Genomic DNA, 18798 nt, shown 5'->3' with positions numbered 1-18798 from the left:
CAAAAAAGCCGCTAAATTAGCGACTTTCTTTGGGACATAATCTTGTCCCCCGACATCTTTATTGTGCTGATGTATGTCCGCTAATGCTAAGCGTATAAATCCGTCAAAATGTTGGCACTACCCCAAAATTGACAAAAAGAGACCGTAATGAACCCGCTATCTAAGCGTGTAGTCACTATGGTCTCACACATTAACCCTATTCTATTTGTCCAATCCCTACCAATAGTCCCATATTTCTTACAGGAAAGTCATCACTCGTAGGCCTGCCGCAACCGCTCCTTCAACAGCCCCATTAACAATCCGGATGTAATCTCCGCCACGGTCCAGCCCGATTCAATGGCCCAAGGACCCCAGCCGGCATCCGCCGGAGAACCGAAAACTTCGTGCAGATTCACATCGAACGCACGTGCCCATGCTCCGTCAATCGATGGGTTGTCGCTTGCGAGCTGGGCGGAAGCGAGAAAAGCGGCGTGCTCCTCCCACCATTTCAAAAACCGGTCGTCCTTCGTTACGAAATACGCCTGCATAAAGCCGATCGGCAGCCAATTGTTCGAGTAAAGCAGATCCGCCACCGGATCGCCGTTTCGGGCAAGCAGTGTGCTTTCGCCCTGCCCCATTCCGCTGCGCATCGCTGCTTTATATCCTGCGTCCCACTCGAGATAAGCGCCCGAGCTGTGCTTGAAGGATTGCAAATCGTTTGCAACCTGGTAAAGCCACCGCTGATGCTTCGAATCCCCTGTAACCCAATACATCCAGGCGAGCGGCAAAATCAGCCGGCAGTATTCTTGCGTCTGGCTTTGCTCCCGCACCGTATCCGGGTATACGCTCATGATCGTCTCCATCCCCCGGATACCTGTTTCAAGGAAAGAGCGTTCCCCGGTCAGCTTGTACGCCAGAAATAGAGCCGCCCAATAATAGCCGTTGTAATGCGCAGAAGGCAGTCCACCCGGTTCGTTCTGCAGCGCTCGAATCCGCTCCTTGTTCAGCGTTTTGTTGTCGGTGCGGAATACTCTTGTACCGTCAGTGCCTGTGGTTTTCAAAAGAAACCTTAAGGCAGCTGCCGTTTCGTCCAATCGGTACTGCGAGCCCGTATACAGACATTTCAGCATGTGCGGAATGAGCGCGCGCGCGACATCGTCCTGATAGCACACGCCCCAGGCTTCTTCCGTCCAGCGCAGCATGCCGTAGCAATCGCCAGGCTCCTTATTCAGAAAATAATCGAAAACGTAGTCGTGCAATCGCTCGGAAATGAGCAAATCACGTTCATCCGAGGTGCGCAAATAGTTGAGAAAATACGGCAGGGCAACTTCTCCGATGCAATCGGCGCGGCGAATGGCACTTATTCGCTGAGTCCCATTCGGCATAATTTCTGTGCCCATTCCTTCCCATACGCCGCTTCTTCCTTCGCTCTGCAGAACACCTGATCTCTCAAACCATGCCAAAGCCCGGTCTGCACTATGAGTGATCCGTTGTTCTAGAGGCTCGAGACCGCTCCCCGCCTCAATGAAATTGTAACTGAATTTCACATCCTCAAGATCAACCTTCTCTTGAAACAGCCAACCCAATATATAGGCGACCGTATTCAAAATTTTCCGTTTCGGCGCAAACCGGGCTCTGATGAACGGGCTTAGCCGGAACGAGCAGACCAGCAGGTTATCCGGGTCTTCAAACCAGAGCGCCCGGTCGGAAATCCGGCTCATCATTTCATCGGAAACCTCGACGGAAGCATGCGTATGGACGGAAGCGAACGTGAGAATCGGCCGCCGATGCGAGCAAGTGATATCATGCGGCTTGATCCTCATCCCGCACTGATCGTCTAAGACGTCTCCAAGCATCAATCCATCAATCTTAATTTCATTCGAACAGAACACCAATCTCTCATATCTTGTGCTCTCCGGCGGCGAAGCGTATACGTCGCCGATGCTTGCGACATATTCCGCAAACACCTGCTTGCCTCTCTGAATTTCCTTCTCGACGATCAGCCTCTCCTCCGGAGACAGCATGAGCGGCTTCTCCGAGGCGCCTCCGAGAAGGGCAATCGCCTCAAAATGATCCAGATTTGCGTCAACCATCTCAGCAGGTTTCAGCCATACAGCCTCTGGGCAGCAAGCCAGCATCAGCTCCGATAAATCGCTGTTCTCCGCGGCGACGACCGCTATTTTTTTGTTAGGCATAGCTCGACTCCTTCTGCGGGACTTCCTATACGATTCATTATTTCATGCCTGTAATAGTTATCCCTTCAATAAATTTCTTCTGTACGAAGAAGTACAAGATGACGATCGGCAGCGTAAATAAAGTAGAAGCTGCCATCAATTGGCCCCAAGCGACAGAGTTTTCGCGAATGTATTGCTTTAGACCGATAGAGAGCGTCCAATGATCAGGATCGTTCAAGTAAATTAAAGGCCCTTGAAAGTCTCCCCATGCGCCAAGAAACGTGAACAGGCCAACGGTCAATACAGCCGGCTTCGACAATGGCAGCATAATCGCCGCATAAATCCGAAATTCCGAAGCGCCGTCTATTTTGGCAGATTCGGTCAGCTCGTGCGGAATTCCCATAAAAAATTGCCTCATAAGAAAAATATAATACGCCATCCCTGTACCAAACCACGAAGAAAGCACGATCGGCCAGTACGAATCAACAAGATCGATTTTGTTGAACATGACATAGATCGGAATCATCGTTACTTGGAAGGGAAGCATTAATGTGCTCATCATAATAAGAAACAGAACGTTCCTGCCTTTGAAATCGATTCGCGCAAAGCCATAGGCGACGAGAGGAGCGAACAGGACGACGCCTGCCACGCACAAGGCTGCGATCCATACTGTGTTGAACGTGTATTGGAAGAACGGAATCGCCTGAACCGCTTCAATATAGTTATTCCATTGCAGCTCATTCGGCCACCACCTGACAGGAACGATGAATATTTCAGCGTCTGTCTTCAGCGAAGTGATAACAAGCCACACGAAAGGCATAAGAAACAGGATGCCAACGAGGATGAGGAAAATATGAGCAACAAGCTTCGACTGCCTATGGGCAGGCTGAGTGTTCATGTTCCCATTCATTAACGCTCACCTCCGTAGTACACCCATTTTGCCGACGTTTTGAACACAATAATCGTCAACAGGAACACAATGAGGAATAAGAGCCAAGCCATCGCCGACGCATACCCCATTTTTAAGAACGAGAAAGCCGTCTGGTACAAGTAGATCGCGTAGAACAGAAGCGAATTTTCAGGCCCTCCCATTGATTGCTTGTTCCCCTCAGTAAACACATAGCCTTGCGTAAACAATTGAAGCGCGCCAATCAGCCCCATAATGACATGGAACAGCGTCATCGGGGAAATAGCCGGAAGCGTAATATGACGGAATTTATGCCAAGCGTTAGCCCCGTCGATATCCGCTGCTTCGTAATATAGCTTCGGAACCTCCTGCAAGGCAGCCAAATACATAATCGTTGTCGTCCCTGTTCCCCAGAATCCCATCATGATCAGAGCCGGCTTCGTCCAAAGCGGGTCGAGCAGCCATACCGGCTGCGGCAGTCCAATTCGGCCCAGCAGCTCGTTAATCAAACCGTACTGCGCGTTTAACAGCCACATCCACAACAACGTCGCCGCCACGACAGGCACCAGTGTTGGCAGAAAATAGATCGTCCGGTAGATGGACTGGCCTTTCACATTTCGGTTCAGGAGGAGCGCGATCGCCAAGGCGAATGCGAGATGAGGAAACAAGCCGAATACAGCCATAAACAGCGTATTGTACAAGGAGAGCCATACCTTCTCATCCCTGAACATTTCTGCATAATTACTTAAGCCGACCCATTCCGGTGAAGAAAACAAATTATAATCCGTCAAGCTGTAGTAGAAAGAGGTTAAGATCGGAAACAATTGAAAAAGCAAAAGTCCGATCAGCCATGGACTAATAAAGCATAAACCGATGAGCAGCCGCTTGCGCTCACGCTTCTTGATGCCGATTGAATTGCTTGCAGACATTCAGGTAACCTCCAATCGATGCAATTAAGCCAGAAACGGTAGGATTTGACCCAGGCGTTTCTGGTTGTTCCTATTACTTCTTCGCTTCGTCCGCTTTCGGCTGCATCTTTTCAACGACGGTGTCCATCGCTTCCTGAGCGGATATTTGCCCTTTAAGCGCCTTTTCTGTCTCTTCGTTCAATACCTGCAAATACTCATTGATGTAAATGCTGTTCGGGAAGCCGTTCAAGTTCGGGCTCTTTGCGCTTTCGAAAAATTCTCTCAGCGGTATCGTCGCTTCATTCTCCTTCAGCTTCGGATTGTCAAGTGCGCTTAGCCGCACTGGTATGGTCTTGTTTTGGATTGCATACTCGATTTGAACCTCTTCAGAAAGCAAATATTGCATTACTTTCCAAGCCTCCTCCTGATGCTCTGCCTTTGTCGGGATGAACATCGCTACAGGGCTGACCATGCCGGAGTTTATTAATTCCGGACGGTCCTGCGGATACGGGAACGGAGCGACACCGATCTCGCCGTCTTCGCCACGTTTGTCGTTGTACCAGTTCTCCCAGCCGATGATCATGGCCAGATCGCCGGTAATGATCGGATCCTGCGGCGTGTTCATTTGTCCCATCCCCGATTTGAATTTACTGATGCCATCGTTGCCGAATTCCTTGTAATAGGCCGCCTGATACGCGATCGCATCCACATTTGCCTTCTGGTTTGCCGTCAGCTTGCCGTTTCCGTCATCCCACGAGCCGCCGAAGATGATCGGCCAGAAGACGTTATCGATCCATGGATAGTCAGGTATGAAGCCAATTTGGGTAATATTTCCGTCAGCGTCCTTTTTGGTTAACTGCTTGGCATATTCGAACATTTGCTCCAGCGTTTCCGGGGGAGCCGCAATGCCTGCATCGGCGAACGCTTTTTTGTTGTAAAACAGCTTGTTAGCCATGCTCATCGAGATCGGGAAGCCGTGGATTGAGCCGTCAACCTTCATCCTGTCAAGAGCGGCCGGAATGATTTGAGCAGTGTCGAAGCCCGATGATTTGACGAAGTCCTCCAAGTTCAGGACCGCGCCCGCTTCAGACCAAGGACCGATATTGTTCCAATACGTGATGACAAGGTCGGGAGCGTTGCCGCCGGATATAGCGGTCAACTGCTTCTGCGGATCTTGATTGCTCAGTGATTTGACCGTAATTTCCGACTGGCTCGCGTTGAACTTCTCAATAATGCCGTCTACAACGGCAGCGCCGTCGCCGGTAAACGGATTCCATAATTGAATTTCTATCGTTTGACCCTCTTGCTTGTCGCCCGAGCATGCGCTGATTCCTATTGCTGAGACAAGCAGCAGCAGTAGTAAAGCGCGACCCAGTTTAAAGCGTTTTTTTATATTTGATTGTTGCATTGGAATTCACCCCTTTTTCTAGTTTTGTGGAGCTACTAAGCCCTTCGGTGTTACGATGACGAGTCGCTCGATCGTCTCCGACTTGCCGTTGTACGTAACTGTGACCGATATCCTGGCGCTTCCATTTTTTACGCCCACAAGCAGCTTTTCATTTTCGACTGCGGTTCCGTCTTGTTGAAGCTTATCGTTCAATAGGACCGCATCGCCCTTCACGGACCAGCTGTAGGAAGCATTTTCCCGTGGAATCAGATAGCCGTTGTCGAAGAAGCTGCGCAGCGATATCGTTGCCGATTCTCCCGGCGTAAGCTTCGAACGGCCGCCCTTCAGCTCATGGAACGTTTGACCCGATACCTCGATCACCTTCGATTCCGCTTCGATGCCGTTCGCGAAGGCTCGAAGCGTCGCCTTTCCCGGAGCAAGCGCTTTCAACACCCCGTCCGGCGTTACCTCCAGTACAGCCGGGTTGGAGGATTCGAACGAAGCATCGGCAACGACTGTATGCTTACCTTGCTCATCTAATGACGCGCGATCCATTACGGATGGCGTCCATCTGGCTCCAATGTCCATCGTTGGCACAGATGAAGGCAGCGCGATATAAGTATCCGTTGGCTTATCCAAGCTCTCGTACTTCAGCAGGTTGATGTTGTCGAAGAATAACGTTGCTCCTTCAGTCGGAAACTCGTTCATCTTCAGAGAGAGACGAATGATATTCTGCAGATTGACGCCCGCGTCGCGCAGCTCCGCGAACGGTATCTCCACACGGTTCCACTGACCCGGCGCCAGCTTCGCCTGCTTCACCCTTGAGGACGCCCAGCTGTATTGGTCGTACATAAATTCGAGCTCGAGCAGCTGCTCGGTGTTCGTCGCGTTGTACACGTCCATTCCAATCGAGTCGTAGGCGCTCCAATCGGTGTTTGTGTAATTGATGAATTGACGGTCCGAACCGGCCAATGCTTCCGAGCCGGAATCGATGAAAGCCCGGACAGGCCCCCAGCCGTTTGGGAATACAGCCTTTAACGATTGTTCGCCTGAACGGACAAATTCCGCTTCGGTGTTGAACGACCGGTTGACAACGCTATTGCCTCCTACGTTGAATTCGCCTTCAAAATCGGCAATCACTTGCTGCTCCGCGATAGGCCCTCCGCTCGGCGCGAGCACGATATCTTTGCGGATCGTCGCACTTTGGACCGCATCGAATCGAACCGTCCGGCTTTGGTAGCCCTCTTTCGCTACGGTGAACGTATATTGAATCGCAAACTGGTCGTTCGTCGCAAACCGGCCATTCGAATCGGTCCATGCAGAGAAGCCGTCTCCGTTCGTTACTTGAGCGTCCGGAATCGGGTTTCCATCCCTATCAATCACTCGCGCTTCAATGTCTCCGATCGGAGGAACGAATGTGCCTTTCGCGAAGCGATAGATGTCATCATATAGCTGGCGTCCGATCGGGCTCCGGTGATGATAGAAATCATAGATCGCATAGACGTCTTGGTAGTAAGCAAGAAGGGAATCCGCCATATACCCGTATTTCACCCCGCCGATTAAATAGTTGTAAAAGACTTGTCTGTAGTAAGGGTTTTCGATTGCTCGCTGGTCGAATTCAATTTCAACGCCTTGACCGTTGTTTCTTGAAAGCGCCGCTGTTTCCTCTATCCGTTTTATCGTGGTTTCCGCTTGGAAATAGTGGTTGGGCTGCACAAGCGTGAAATCGTACCCGTGCTTATTGCCGTTGCCCTTCTCTCCTGCCCCCGACCATGGAATCCAGCCTAGACGCATCCCCTTTGAATTCAGATAGTCTGACGTCGCTTTCACATTTTCCGCTTCTCCTTGAACGGTTGTGTCCAGATCCTCCTGCAGCCAGTAGAAGCCTGCCAATTTCAAATGCTTGTAACCCTTCGATTTGAATCGCTCGACCATCGTGTCGATATACCATTGAACAAGCTCGTTGCGCGCTTCGAGGCTGATCAAGTCGTCGGAAACTCCGTCTCCGTTAAAGTCGCCGAAATCCCGGCTCTGCGGATCGGGAAACGGTATCGTCAAGTACACATTGACCTGCTTATCGCGATTTTCCAGATCGCTCCCGACTTGCTTGACCGCTTGGTCCAGTGCATCCAATTGAAGGTTCTTGACGAACGGGCGCTCCATCGCATACTGCCAATCCACAAGCCTGCCCGGAACCGAGTTTGGCACCCAATCGTACCAGCGGTGCAAGCTGCCTCCGTGCGGGGATTGCAAGGATAACATTAAGAACGTATCAAAGAAGTCATCTTGCGCTCTGCCTTGTTCGTCCAAGTACCCGACATAAGGCAAAAATTTGTCTTTGTCATAATCCCCAATGTTTTCTCCGTCATAGTTGGCCGGGTTGTAGTAGCCCGTATAGATCAGTGCAATGTTCGATGAGTAGTTCGACCTCGGATCGTTCTTCGGCAAATAAGCTGCAGATGCGGCAGGGATCGCCAAGAAGGCGGTCATCACGCTTACAAGAATAAGACAGATCGAGCGTTTTGCGTTTATTTTCATAAAAGATGGCTGCTCCTTTCTTATTGGCTCTGTTAATTGAGAATGTTAACGCTGTTGCACTTCGTGCAATGGATCAAAGCTCAGCATCACCCCTTTCAACATAAATTAAATTTTTTACATTTTATGTATAATTAATCCATTATTAAGCCGTGCGTTTCCCTCACCCTCATCCTACGAAACCAAAATTTCGCCAGGGCGTTGTTTGAAAAACTGTATGAATTAGCTTAATGGAAAACCTCCTTAACGGCAGGTTTCCAACTCATCCAACACGGCCCCTCAGCCGACGGCAATCTATCTGGACAAAAATGCGTCGACCTGCCTTTGCAGCTCCTCCTCGATCGCTTCAAGAGCTTGCCCCGCTTCCGCTTCGAATTGCGACCAGGCGTAGTCGGGATCAAGAACTCCGTTGAACAGGGGCGTATAATACTTCGCCTCGATCCGGTTAAAGCGGTCAAGCTCAGCCTGAACCGGCGTACTGTCAAATTCGAATCCCGTGAGAATATCAGGGACGAAATTATCCGCATCCCTTATAAATCGCCACAGCCTTTCCGTCCGGGCGTCGCTTTCCAAAATACGTTCGTCCTCCGGGTTCCAGATCCAAACGAAAGCCGATTGATTATATCGAGTATTGCGCTGCTTGAATTTGTCGTCTCCGACAGGTTCCCAGTGCGTGCCTTGGATGCCATAAGCGAGTAAATCATAGTTCGGCTTCTCGTTCGCCCAATTCAGAAACCGGATCGCCTCTTCCTTATGCTTGCTTGCAACCGGAACAGCGATAAAATTCCATTGCGAGAAGTCTGAAATATTCGCCCCCGGCACATCGTCGAAGAAGGTCACAATCTCCCATTCGCCCTCCGGAGCATGTTCCCTCAACGTTTCTTGCGCCAGTTCACCGACGTAGAAGGAGCCGGTAGGAAATATGGCAACCTGGCCGGCCATTCCCGGTTCTTGAAAATCCTTAATGCCCAGCACATCCTTGTGTATGATGCCATCGGTATATAAAATACGGGCTTCCTCCACCCACTTGCGGACTGGCGAGTCCAGCTCCTTGAACACATTGTGCACTTTACCGTTGTTGTGCTGGTAATAAAGCATAAGACTGCTGTCCAGCGCCTGCGTCGGCCGCAGATGGCTGGCCGAATCGTGATAGTGCCGGAACGCCGCCTGACTATATAACTGTTGGCTTCTCGTTCCTCCCGCGATGAGAGAAACAAGGTCAGGCTCCTTCTCCTTCACGATGTAGGCGAAACGGATCATTTCCTCGTAATTTTTAATTGGCGGTACGCCATGCTTCTCGCGGATATCTTTACGGACAAAATACGAATGACTCATCACATGGCTGACGCCAAGCGGGATCGCCATCACATGGCCCCTGAACCGGTTCGCGTCCCACATTTGATGCGGACGCTTGGCTATAATCGTTGGACCGTATTGCTTCAGTAGAACATCTAACGGCTCGTAGTATCCGCTCGCAATCATTTCATTTAAGTGCAGCCACGGAGCGTCAAAGATGAGATCAATTTCTTCGCCCGATGAAAGCGCAACCTGAGAGCGAGTGCCAAAGTCGTTCCAGGGTACAAATTCCATTTGAAGCTTGATGCTTATCCCCGAATCTGCCAGTCTGCGCTCCGCCTCCCTGATAACGAGATCAAAGTCAGAGGAGCGCTCGCCTGGCACCATTATTTTTAACGTGACGGGAGGGGGCGGCTCGGTCCGGCTTGATCCATCCTGTCGACCCGAATCCGGCAAGCAGCCGGCGAGCAGCAGAACAGAAAGAAGAATTGTGAGAATTCGTATGCGTCTAAGAACTGTATGCTTCACTCCTTGGGGCCCCCTCTCATAAATGCTGCTGCCGATACTGATTAGGTGTCAGGCCGGTCGCTTTCTTGAAAGCTGTAAAGAAATAGCTTTTTGTCAAAAACCCAGACCGTTCCCCGATATCCGTTACAGACATCGTCGATGTGACGAGCAGCTCCTTCACCTTATTGATCCGCAGCTCCAGAATATAAGCCGAGAGCGGCTGGCTTTTCATTTCCATAAATATTTGTCTTACATACTTGGCAGACAGCGATACGTGCTTCGCTACGTCCTCCGCCGACAGCATCGGGTCATGGATATGGTAATCGATATAAGCGACCATCTCTTCGGCCAGCTTTTCTTTCCGGTCCAATCCCTGCCGGTTGTTCAGCTGGTTGATAATATCGAGCAGCTCACGCTCCAGCCACCTGCGCAAATCCTGAAGCGTCGGAAACCCCGCGAGCAGCTTGTCGATGCCGTCTAGCCCTTGCAGCGCCGATAATTTATCGAACTCCTTCACGACGGCGAACAAGAGTACCGTAAGCTGCACTTTGCATTCTGAAAATTTCATGGCGGCCAGCTGCGAGAACAACTCCTCCAAGCGTTGAACGACTTGCTCACTGTTGCCGGCCTTGACCAACGCCAGCAGCTTGTCGATGCTCTTCAGCTCAGCAGCCGGCTGTATCATCTGGACATACCGTTCGTAATCGTTCTCGGTATAGATCCGGTCGCTGCCGCTGACGAACTTTAACAGCGTGAGATCGTTAACATAGTCGTATACCGATCGCAGGTCGTCGTCCGTGTGCTTCGGTTCGCTCATGGCGATTGAAACGTTCAATCGGATATATTGACGGATATGCAGCTTTATCGCTTCAAGCAGTGTCTTCATTTCGTCTTCGGTACGGTCGAGACCGATCAATAGCACGATATTGTCACTAGCCAAATCGATCGCTTCCACAGCCCCGCCTTCAAGTCGGATGACTTCTTCCGCAATGTTGCACAAAGCGTATTTAAGGAGACGGCGGGAATCAATATCATAACGCTCGACAAAATGGTGATACGACTCGATCTTCATAACGACAAGGCGAAGCCGCTCTCTATGGATGAGGCTGGTCATATCAGAAATCTCATCCCGTATCGTCCGGTTCATTCTTCCCTGCAGAACCCATTGACGCATGTACTCTGTTTTGATCAGATGATGATGATCCCGCAGGGAAATGTTCATTTCGTCGACCTGGCTGGAAAGCTTCTCAATGCCGTATTTTAAAATGCTGTATTCATCGCGGATCGGCGCCTTGGCATTCTCGCCTGCCCCGTTGAACTTCCGCTGAAGCTGCTCGGCAAGACTGCGAAACGGCATAATCGTCCGGCGTGAATTCCACAGCGCTGCGGCCAGCAGCAGAATGAGAAGCAGGATCGAGTACATCACCATGCACCGCTGGAACGCTTCCGCCTGGTTCTTAAAGCTCTTCAATTCGCTTAGCGAGTACACCTTCCATTTCTGAGACGATAGAGACGCCGAATGAATGAACAGCCCGGAAGCAGCATCAACTTCACTCTCCAGGCCGGTCAGCACGTTGCGCCCGTTCTCGTCAAGGACCATGATATCCGTGCCCAGTTCCTTGTTATTGGCCAGCAGATGGCCCTGCAGCTCCTGATTGTTCAACAAGAGAACCAAGTAGCCGTGCGTATATATCTTTGCGGGCGTTGACGGAACAACGAGCGACAAATGAGCAACACCTTGCACCTCATGGGGAAAAAACTGCAGAAACAACGACTGCTGCTCCTGTACCCGCTTCAGCATGGCTTGATCTTCGAACGTATCGAATGCCGCGATACCCTTCTGCGAGTCGAACACTTGCCGCGTTTGCAGATTGATAAGATACGCCCGCTCGATGAACGATTCCGTTGACATAAAGCTGGTCAGCGTGTTAAGCGCTTCCATATCTGCGAGCGGATCTGTCCGGTCCATTTGAAGCCAGCCTTGAATGTTGGGATCCTCATACATGTTGAGTCCGTAAGTCTTCAGCTTATTCAAAATAAACTCGGTCTGGCTCGCCGTATGGATGATTTTGTCCCGATGGAACAAATCCATTTGAGAATAAGCAAACTTCGAAAACTGATTGGACAAGAACAAGGAATACGGAATGATAATAATCGTAAAAATGATGCCCACCCATACGTAAAGCCGTATGTGGTTTTGTGACAGCCATCTGCCCATGGTTTGACCTCCGTTCGCCGGTTGCTGTTTATGGTATACGACGCGCGGATGCCACCGTCCTCTTTCGGCATGAACTGTATTGCCGACTTCAGCGAAATCGTAGCATGAACACATCCCCTCGCCTAGTTTTCATTTGGCGAATCGGGTTCTGGAATGGAGAAAATAAAAAAACTGCAGTCTTTCCCCATGGGGAAAAGCTGCAGTTTTGCAGTAAATGTCTATGATTTCAACCAGTCCAGCGTAAAGGTTTGTTCCAATCCGAATAGTCATATACACGCTCGTAAAGGAAGCCGATTTCGCCATTCTTCAAGACGGTTAAGCAAGAATAGCCATAATAGCCATCTTCGATCACTTTACTGTAGGGCCATGTTTTTCCGCCGTGTATCTCATCGATTTCGTCAATTAATGGCTGCTCCTTCTTGGTTGCCGTAGACGGTTTCGACCGTAGAGTCCAAATCTGCAATCAGTTCCGCAGGCAGACACGGGGCGATCACTTCCATGTTGAGCTTCTTCAGGTCGAGAGTCAGGGTAGGTCTGGACTTGCTCAGTCGCTCCAACTCCTTATAGAGCAACGTTTGATGCGGACAGCGTCCACCAAGAAAACGCAGAATGAGCGCGTCATTTTGCAATGTGCGAAAACATTACGCAATTTGATTATTTCGTTTCCCGCAGTTTGAAGCACTTTAGTCATAAAATCTGCCCACTCAAACGATTTACTTTGCATTTGGTTACCCTACCCCATTTCAGTTACCACCCTAATTTATGTGAAATCCCAACGTCATTCCACTAACGTCTCCCGTTAGCGTAACAGTAAATACAGAGCTAAAAGATTATATCCCTTCCAAAATGATTTTTGTTTATCTGGCTGGGTATTTCTGATTTGCCATACTTTTATCTCAATTAACTGCCTGTAAGCTGCTTAATGAATTTCATAACTTTTATTAGCGATTGTGTTAGAAGACTGATGAATTGTATATAACATAGATAAGCCACCTGGTTCCTCTCCAAGTGGCTTATTTACCTTGCTACATATTTGATTTTTTTCGTTTTATTCCTTGGAAAATCAGCATAACACCCATGAAGAAAAATAAAATATTGACTGAACTTAAAGGCTGTTTTCCTAAAAAACCCTGAATGATAAGATAAGATTGGATAACCAAGATAATGGATGCATAAAGAAAATACATATTGGATTTGTCTTTAAATTTCCGGCCAAGTAACTTAATTATCATTGTAAATGCAATTGCATAGATGGTGATTATCCCAACGAGGATAAGAGCTATGATCGATAAGTTTATAAAATCAACTCCCTTTCATTTATTAATTACATTTTATCACATTTGTTCGGACAGATTGAGGCAACCTATGATTTGACTCAATCCGTTGTTTGTACGAGTTCTTGTCCACCGACAACTCCCTCCATCCTCGGAATCCAGGACGTAGTAAATGTCATCGGAGCTGATGTAAGCAACTCCCGAGAACAGGAATGTGCGTAACGCAAAACTACCTTAAACTGCCCGTTAGTTTAATAAAAGGGCGTCTGCCGCCGTCGATGAAATCATATCGGGAATGTAACAATGTTTTTGTCACCGACAAATATTAATTATCCGACCAAAAAAAAGCCGGCTGCCTCTATATGTTCCATTTAGAAAAACTAATATCCCTTGCTTCAAACTAATCATCCCTTCAAAAAATAATCATTTCGTATCTTTCAGATAACGTTATATTCACAAAGTTCGTAAAATTATCCAACTCAGAGAAATATTCGAGAAACGATTGAAATATCCTGCCAGTTAGTTCAACGAGCTGCCAAAGAAAGCACGGCTACCTCACTTTTTCTCCCCTTGTACCGTTTCTTCAGTTATTGGAACTTTTCAAACTCATTTTTTAACCAGTACTGATTTTGATGACAAGAACATTTATACTTTGCCGTCTTCGGTATCACTCAAATCTCTTATAAATAAAAAATCCCATCGAGTGAACCCTCTTTCGATTCAAATTATGGCTAACAATATTCAGGTTAAGTTCAGGTGAAGTTCCGATCCTGTTCAAGTGTTGTTTCAAATGCGTTTATCTTTGAATGATATCTTATGACTTGGGAGTGTGAAACCACAAATTATTGACCAGAAGGAGAACTTTTATGAATGGGATTTTTTTAACAAAAGATTATAACAAAGAAAGATTTTGGTTTCCGGGCAGATGGATCGGAGGGTTGTCGCTGGTACTAGGGCCGATTTTTCTTCTTGCAGGGGAACTTCTCCGGGTAGAGTACCACTACTATTATCCTCAACAACTAGCAGCCTTTAAAGAGCAACCGTCACTTATGGCAGCGTCCTACGGCTTGTTCACTGCCGGTATTATACTTTTATGGCCTGGCATCCTATTGCTTGTCAAGTTAATAGGCGCTAAAAATCCCGGATGGGCTTTATGGGGTGGCACCTTCGTGATACTGGGACTCTTTGTACGCATGTTTCACGCTGGCGTTGATCATCTTGCTTACTGGCTGGTTAAATTCCAAGGTTTAGAACTCGCAACTACATTTATTAGTGATTCTTACAGGTATAATTATCAGGGGTTTTACGTTATCGCTACGATCTTATTTTCTGGTATGGTTGGTTGGTTCGTTCTCGCTATTGGCACCTTCCGTTCCCGAACACTCAATCTGCCCTACTCAATCGCTTTGGGATTGATGGGAATACACAGTTTAGGCGTTCTCAAAGGCACTAGCTGGGACACTTTAGTTGCCGTAGGTGGACTCTGCGTTGCGTTGACGCCTCTCGGTCTTAAGATTCTGGGAGACGGTCCAATGCCCAACATATCAACCACTGTGAAATGGCTCATCTTAATCGTCATAATGGGTGGAATTTTCTTCTTTGTAGGCCAGAACGCATAGCATCCAACTACCAGCAGATACAACATGGAACACGTTATCACTAATATCCAATTATAAGGGAAGATGGATTGCGATCACAGTCCCTTCCCCTGGGGCGCTTTGGACGCTGATCGCGCCCTGATGCGCTGCGATAAACTGCTCTGCTATAACCATGCCGAGTCCAGTACCGCCAATGGGTGCTTCCGTTGAGGTCCCGCGGTAGTATCGCTGAAAGAGGTTGTTTTTCTCCTTCTCACTCATCCCGACACCTTTATCGGAAATCGTAATACACAAGTTAATGTTCCTTTGAACGGTAACGGTAATGAGCGTTTCAGGCGGGTTGTGAAGAACCGCATTCATCAAAAGATTAACCAATGCCCTCTCAATTAATTTTTCGTCAAACTCGTAAAAGATCGAATCTTCTTTCGCCACGAATCGGAACTGCTTATTCCGAGCTGCGGGCTGTTGACGTACATCTTCCATAACTTTAGCCGCGAACGTAACGATATTGCTTTGTGTCAAAATCGGCCGTACGACACCGTTCTCGAATTGGAATGCATCGCTTAAATCTTCGATCAGTCGTTGCATATGATTGGCTTTTTCCTGCATAATGGTTATAAACTTCTTTTGTTCTTCTATCGTCCACTGGTGCTCGTCTGATAACAGCATCGTGGTGTATCCCTGAATATAAGAAAGCGGTGTTTTCAAGTCATGCGTTACGCCGGAAGTCCAATCTCTGCGCAAGTCTTCCAATTCCATTCGTTCGATCTCGCTCGCCGACAGACGCTCGGATAGTTGCCTCATTTTTTCAGTCAACTCGTGGAATAGACGAAAGCCAATCGGAGATTTATTGCTTCTGGACCTTGGTATTTCCAAGACATTATATTTTCCTTGTGACAGTCGTTCGACCCAATCCAGGTAAAAAAATAATGGCTCGCTCATCACACGGCCGTACATGAAGGAAGCCCCGAAAAAAAAGACTGAAAAAGCAAGAAAAAACGTAACTAATAAAAAGGAGTCGTCAAATAAGCCTGACCATACAAGTTTGGCTCCATAAAAACTAATATCGAATCCAAATAACAGCAAAAGGGTTATCGAAGATGCGACATAAGAAAAAAGCATGACTGCTACGATAACTGCAACATAGTGAAGCGTCAATTTCTTCTGCAGGTTCACTTGTCTGTCTCCTTCGGGGAGCTGAGGAGCTTATAGCCCATTCCCCTAATGTTGATAATCCATTTCGGATCGTTTGGATTCTTTTCAATTTTTTGTCGCAATCGCCGGATATGAACCATCACTGTATTCTCGTCCCCAATGCTTTCCAACCCCCAAATTTGCTCGTATATGTGTGATATGCTAAAAATTTGGTTGGGATGTTCACACAGAAATAACAAGAGCTCGAACTCTTTGGCCGGACAACTGACTTCCTGCCCATTTACCATCAATCGTCCCTCTTGTTTAAACAATTGGAACGCCCCAAAATCGTATACTTCTTTGTCAGGGGCTCTTTGGGATTTAGTCAAACTTTGACGACGCAATTGCGCTTTGATTCTAGCGACTACCTCTAGCGGGTTAAACGGCTTCGTAATATAGTCGTCGCCTCCGATGGTAAGCCCCATAATCTTATCCATATCCATCGTACGGGCAGTCAAGAATAGAATTGGAACGATTGTTACTTCACGGAGGCGCCGACACAATTCAAAGCCATCCAAGTCGGGCAGCATAATATCGAGTACAATAAGATCAAAATCCGTTTTTTGAACGCGGTCAAGCGCTTCTTTGGCTGAAGTTGCAAAACTAACGTGTTTGAAGCCTTCCTTCGTTAACAGGTAGTTCAACATATCTAGCAACCCAGTTTCGTCATCTACCAGGAGCAATCTACTATCCACTATTCCTCGCCTCCACTTAAACGAATGTTGCAACTTTACTTACAACGCCTGAGCCATTTCATGATGAGATAACCGCTCAGGACACATCCTGATCCGATAAGTATAATTTTAATATACTTTTCTACAAGATCGAATATATGATTCCATTGATCTCCGAAAAGATAACCGATTGCAAAAAAAGTAATCACCCACAAACAAGTACCCGTATACGCATAGATTACGACAGTACGTAAAGGAAGACGAATGATGCCAATGAAATACCCGATAAATTGTCGAATTCCCGGAATGAAAAAGCTAATGAGCAGCAGTTTATTCCCGTTTTTCTTATAATAATGTCGTACCTTTTCCATAGAGGAGGGCTTCAGAAACAACCACCTGCCATAGCGTTCTAACAAGGGTGCTCCCAACTTATAGCCGATACAGTACGTGAATGTCACTCCCCCTATTGATCCCACCAACGCCATAAAAAAGGCCGGAATTACATCCAGTATGCCTTTATAAGATAAATACCCTGTGAATGTTAATGTACTATTTCCGGGGGGAATGGGCAATGCAATAAAGTCCAAAGGTAATCCAATCAATAACACCAAGTATCCGTATTGTTCAAACAAACGCTCGACCATTTCCATCATGTTCATTTTTGCTCCTTTTGAATTGTGTCACATCACTCCCTACAGTTTAATCAAAGAATATAAACACGGCTGAAAGCCATACTGAACAATAGCATAAATTTACCTGAATAGAACCTGAACGAATGAGTGCCCGCATGATGTTGGATTTCACCTCTGCCGCAATCGCTTCATTCCCGTCATCGACTGCCTGCAACAAGATTAGTACGGGGATGTATACCGCGATCAGCCGCGCCAGCAGCAGGTATTCTATGATTTTATTGAGCAATCCTGCCCGTTAGCTTAATGAAATAGCGATTGGAAAATGATTAGATATATGTCTAATCGGTAATCGGCTTATGTCCTTGTCCATTCCGGCAATCGGTACAAGTTCTTGTCCTTGGCTCGGGACAAGAACTTGTACCGATAAAACAAAAAAGCCGCTATTATAGCGACTTTCAATGGGACCATGTTTTTGTCCCTCGACACTTTTGAATATTTTTGTCGTTAATCAATCATGTAATACTTGTCCTCCTAACTATTTTATCAAGTTCACAAAGGTTTTATCCGCTTGATCCAGCCTCACTGTCAATCACCTGGCGGATCAAGGGATGGCATCAGACAGCCCGCAGCATGAATACTATGTTATCAGATGTCAATGCCATCTATGGAACCTACTTACAAGTGCATTAGCCATTTGTGGTTTCCATTATGTAATCGATGAATGGATTCCCGTAACCATTTTTTCTGCCCCATGTCGATATGTAATACTGTATTGTTAAAATCATTATCATGTTTACCAACACTTCTATCATCTACATAATTTGATTTATACAAAAGTACAACTTCAGGTGAAAGATATGGAGTCTCATTCTGATGTATTATTGTTTTTGATAACTCTCTTTTGATGTTAGGTTGATCAACAAAGTAAAAATAGTCCTTATCTTTTGTGTTAAATAAGAACTCAATATATGTAAATTCATTTTGTTCCCTTTCCTCAAAATGAAATCTATATTTCTGTTCACTAATATATTCTAATGAAACCCTGCGCTCATCTCTTTTGAAACAAAATAAATTCCGGTGGTTTTCGGTTGCTTGGGTTGCGATTAGTAATTCTTGAACCACTCCATTTCCGCATGCTTCGAATACTCTCCAATCATCTTTCAACATTAGTTCAATAATCTTTCTTTTATCTGACCAGAAAACGAATAGATCTAAATCATAATGTTTTCTAGTCTCTTCGCCCAGAAATATATCAATAGCCATTCCTCCGCAAATGGCCCATTCAATTCCCCATGTTTCGAAAGTTTGTTTTGCTTGTTCAATTATTGAGTTCATAACAATCAACTCCTATACATCTTATAGCATCACTTGCAGTAATTACTGATAACGTTTTGTATTGACGACGTCCTGGCCCCTTAGAGTCGCTGCTTATAGTTGTGAGGCTTGCCGAACACCTAATGCAGTGACGTCCCGACGGGCTTAGGGGGCTGGATGTGGTCACTCGCTTCTCAGAGT

At 47.2% G+C, this 18798-nt stretch carries 12 protein-coding genes and 1 pseudogene; 1 reads left to right on the top strand and 12 read right to left on the bottom strand.

The window, feature by feature from the left end:
* Window positions 1–251: 251 nt before the first annotated feature.
* From PLA01S_RS28970 to PLA01S_RS28935, 8 genes and pseudogenes are all read right to left on the bottom strand, one after another.
* On the bottom strand, window positions 252–2174 hold the full coding sequence (locus PLA01S_RS28970; RefSeq protein WP_127595516.1) for a hypothetical protein: 1923 nt from the start codon (window positions 2172–2174) through the stop codon (window positions 252–254).
* A 37-nt stretch (window positions 2175–2211) separates the two neighbouring features.
* Window positions 2212–3063: a carbohydrate ABC transporter permease gene (locus PLA01S_RS28965; RefSeq protein WP_246059915.1), complete on the bottom strand. Its 852-nt coding sequence runs from the start codon at window positions 3061–3063 to the stop codon at window positions 2212–2214.
* Entirely contained in the window at window positions 3063–3989 is a 927-nt protein-coding gene (locus PLA01S_RS28960) for a carbohydrate ABC transporter permease (RefSeq protein WP_127595513.1), read from the bottom strand. Before PLA01S_RS28960 ends, PLA01S_RS28965 begins: the two co-directional genes overlap by 1 nt.
* Window positions 3990–4062: 73 nt before the next feature.
* Complete coding sequence (locus PLA01S_RS28955) at window positions 4063–5376, bottom strand: ABC transporter substrate-binding protein (RefSeq protein WP_127595510.1); 1314 nt, start codon at window positions 5374–5376, stop codon at window positions 4063–4065.
* Between the two features lie 18 nt (window positions 5377–5394).
* On the bottom strand, window positions 5395–7893 hold the full coding sequence (locus tag PLA01S_RS28950; protein WP_127595506.1) for a DUF4855 domain-containing protein: 2499 nt from the start codon (window positions 7891–7893) through the stop codon (window positions 5395–5397).
* 291 nt (window positions 7894–8184) lie between these two features.
* Window positions 8185–9714, bottom strand: a complete 1530-nt coding sequence (locus PLA01S_RS28945; protein ID WP_246059913.1) for an ABC transporter substrate-binding protein — start codon at window positions 9712–9714, stop codon at window positions 8185–8187.
* Between the two features lie 16 nt (window positions 9715–9730).
* Window positions 9731–11911, bottom strand: a complete 2181-nt coding sequence (locus tag PLA01S_RS28940; RefSeq protein ID WP_164817542.1) for an AraC family transcriptional regulator — start codon at window positions 11909–11911, stop codon at window positions 9731–9733.
* Window positions 11912–12318: 407 nt separating this feature from the next.
* A pseudogene (locus PLA01S_RS28935) lies at window positions 12319–12549 on the bottom strand (IS1380 family transposase); the annotation flags it as partial.
* 1502 nt (window positions 12550–14051) lie between these two features.
* On the opposite strand from PLA01S_RS28935, the gene PLA01S_RS28930 reads away from it, so the two are divergent.
* Window positions 14052–14804: a hypothetical protein gene (locus PLA01S_RS28930; RefSeq protein ID WP_246059911.1), complete on the top strand. Its 753-nt coding sequence runs from the start codon at window positions 14052–14054 to the stop codon at window positions 14802–14804.
* 51 nt (window positions 14805–14855) lie between these two features.
* On the opposite strand, the gene PLA01S_RS28925 is transcribed toward PLA01S_RS28930, so the two are convergent.
* The 4 genes from PLA01S_RS28925 to PLA01S_RS28910 all read right to left on the bottom strand — a co-directional run bounded on the left by PLA01S_RS28925 (window position 14856) and on the right by PLA01S_RS28910 (window position 18618).
* Entirely contained in the window at window positions 14856–15587 is a 732-nt protein-coding gene (locus PLA01S_RS28925) for a sensor histidine kinase (RefSeq protein WP_164817541.1), read from the bottom strand.
* A gap of 368 nt (window positions 15588–15955) precedes the next feature.
* Window positions 15956–16675 (bottom strand): response regulator transcription factor, encoded by a 720-nt coding sequence (locus PLA01S_RS28920; RefSeq protein WP_127595524.1) that lies wholly within the window; start codon window positions 16673–16675, stop codon window positions 15956–15958.
* Window positions 16676–16707: 32 nt separating this feature from the next.
* A complete protein-coding gene (locus tag PLA01S_RS28915; RefSeq protein ID WP_127595497.1) occupies window positions 16708–17310 on the bottom strand; it encodes a DedA family protein in 603 nt (200 codons plus the stop codon).
* Between the two features lie 648 nt (window positions 17311–17958).
* Complete coding sequence (locus PLA01S_RS28910; RefSeq protein ID WP_127595494.1) at window positions 17959–18618, bottom strand: nucleotidyltransferase domain-containing protein; 660 nt, start codon at window positions 18616–18618, stop codon at window positions 17959–17961.
* Window positions 18619–18798: the final 180 nt, after the last annotated feature.

Origin of the sequence: Paenibacillus lautus NBRC 15380, from assembly GCF_004000945.1 — a bacterium.
Lineage (GTDB): Bacteria > Bacillota > Bacilli > Paenibacillales > Paenibacillaceae > Paenibacillus_AQ > Paenibacillus_AQ lautus.
The sequence above is the reverse complement of the archived record's forward strand: the minus strand, read 5'-3'. Positions and strand labels throughout refer to the sequence as shown.

Excerpts from the sequence above, each read along its gene's own strand:
- PLA01S_RS28970 (WP_127595516.1), bottom strand. The coding sequence starts at position 2,174 with ATGCCTAACAAAAAAATAGCGGTCGTCGCCGCGGAGAACAGCGATTTA.
- PLA01S_RS28965 (WP_246059915.1), bottom strand. The coding sequence starts at position 3,063 with ATGAATGGGAACATGAACACTCAGCCTGCCCATAGGCAGTCGAAGCTT.
- PLA01S_RS28960 (WP_127595513.1), bottom strand. The coding sequence starts at position 3,989 with ATGTCTGCAAGCAATTCAATCGGCATCAAGAAGCGTGAGCGCAAGCGG.
- PLA01S_RS28955 (WP_127595510.1), bottom strand. The coding sequence starts at position 5,376 with ATGCAACAATCAAATATAAAAAAACGCTTTAAACTGGGTCGCGCTTTA.
- PLA01S_RS28950 (WP_127595506.1), bottom strand. The coding sequence starts at position 7,893 with ATGAAAATAAACGCAAAACGCTCGATCTGTCTTATTCTTGTAAGCGTG.
- PLA01S_RS28940 (WP_164817542.1), bottom strand. The coding sequence starts at position 11,911 with ATGGGCAGATGGCTGTCACAAAACCACATACGGCTTTACGTATGGGTG.
- PLA01S_RS28930 (WP_246059911.1), top strand. The coding sequence starts at position 14,052 with ATGAATGGGATTTTTTTAACAAAAGATTATAACAAAGAAAGATTTTGG.
- PLA01S_RS28925 (WP_164817541.1), bottom strand. The coding sequence starts at position 15,587 with ATGAGGCAACTATCCGAGCGTCTGTCGGCGAGCGAGATCGAACGAATG.
- PLA01S_RS28915 (WP_127595497.1), bottom strand. The coding sequence starts at position 17,310 with ATGAACATGATGGAAATGGTCGAGCGTTTGTTTGAACAATACGGATAC.
- PLA01S_RS28910 (WP_127595494.1), bottom strand. The coding sequence starts at position 18,618 with ATGAACTCAATAATTGAACAAGCAAAACAAACTTTCGAAACATGGGGA.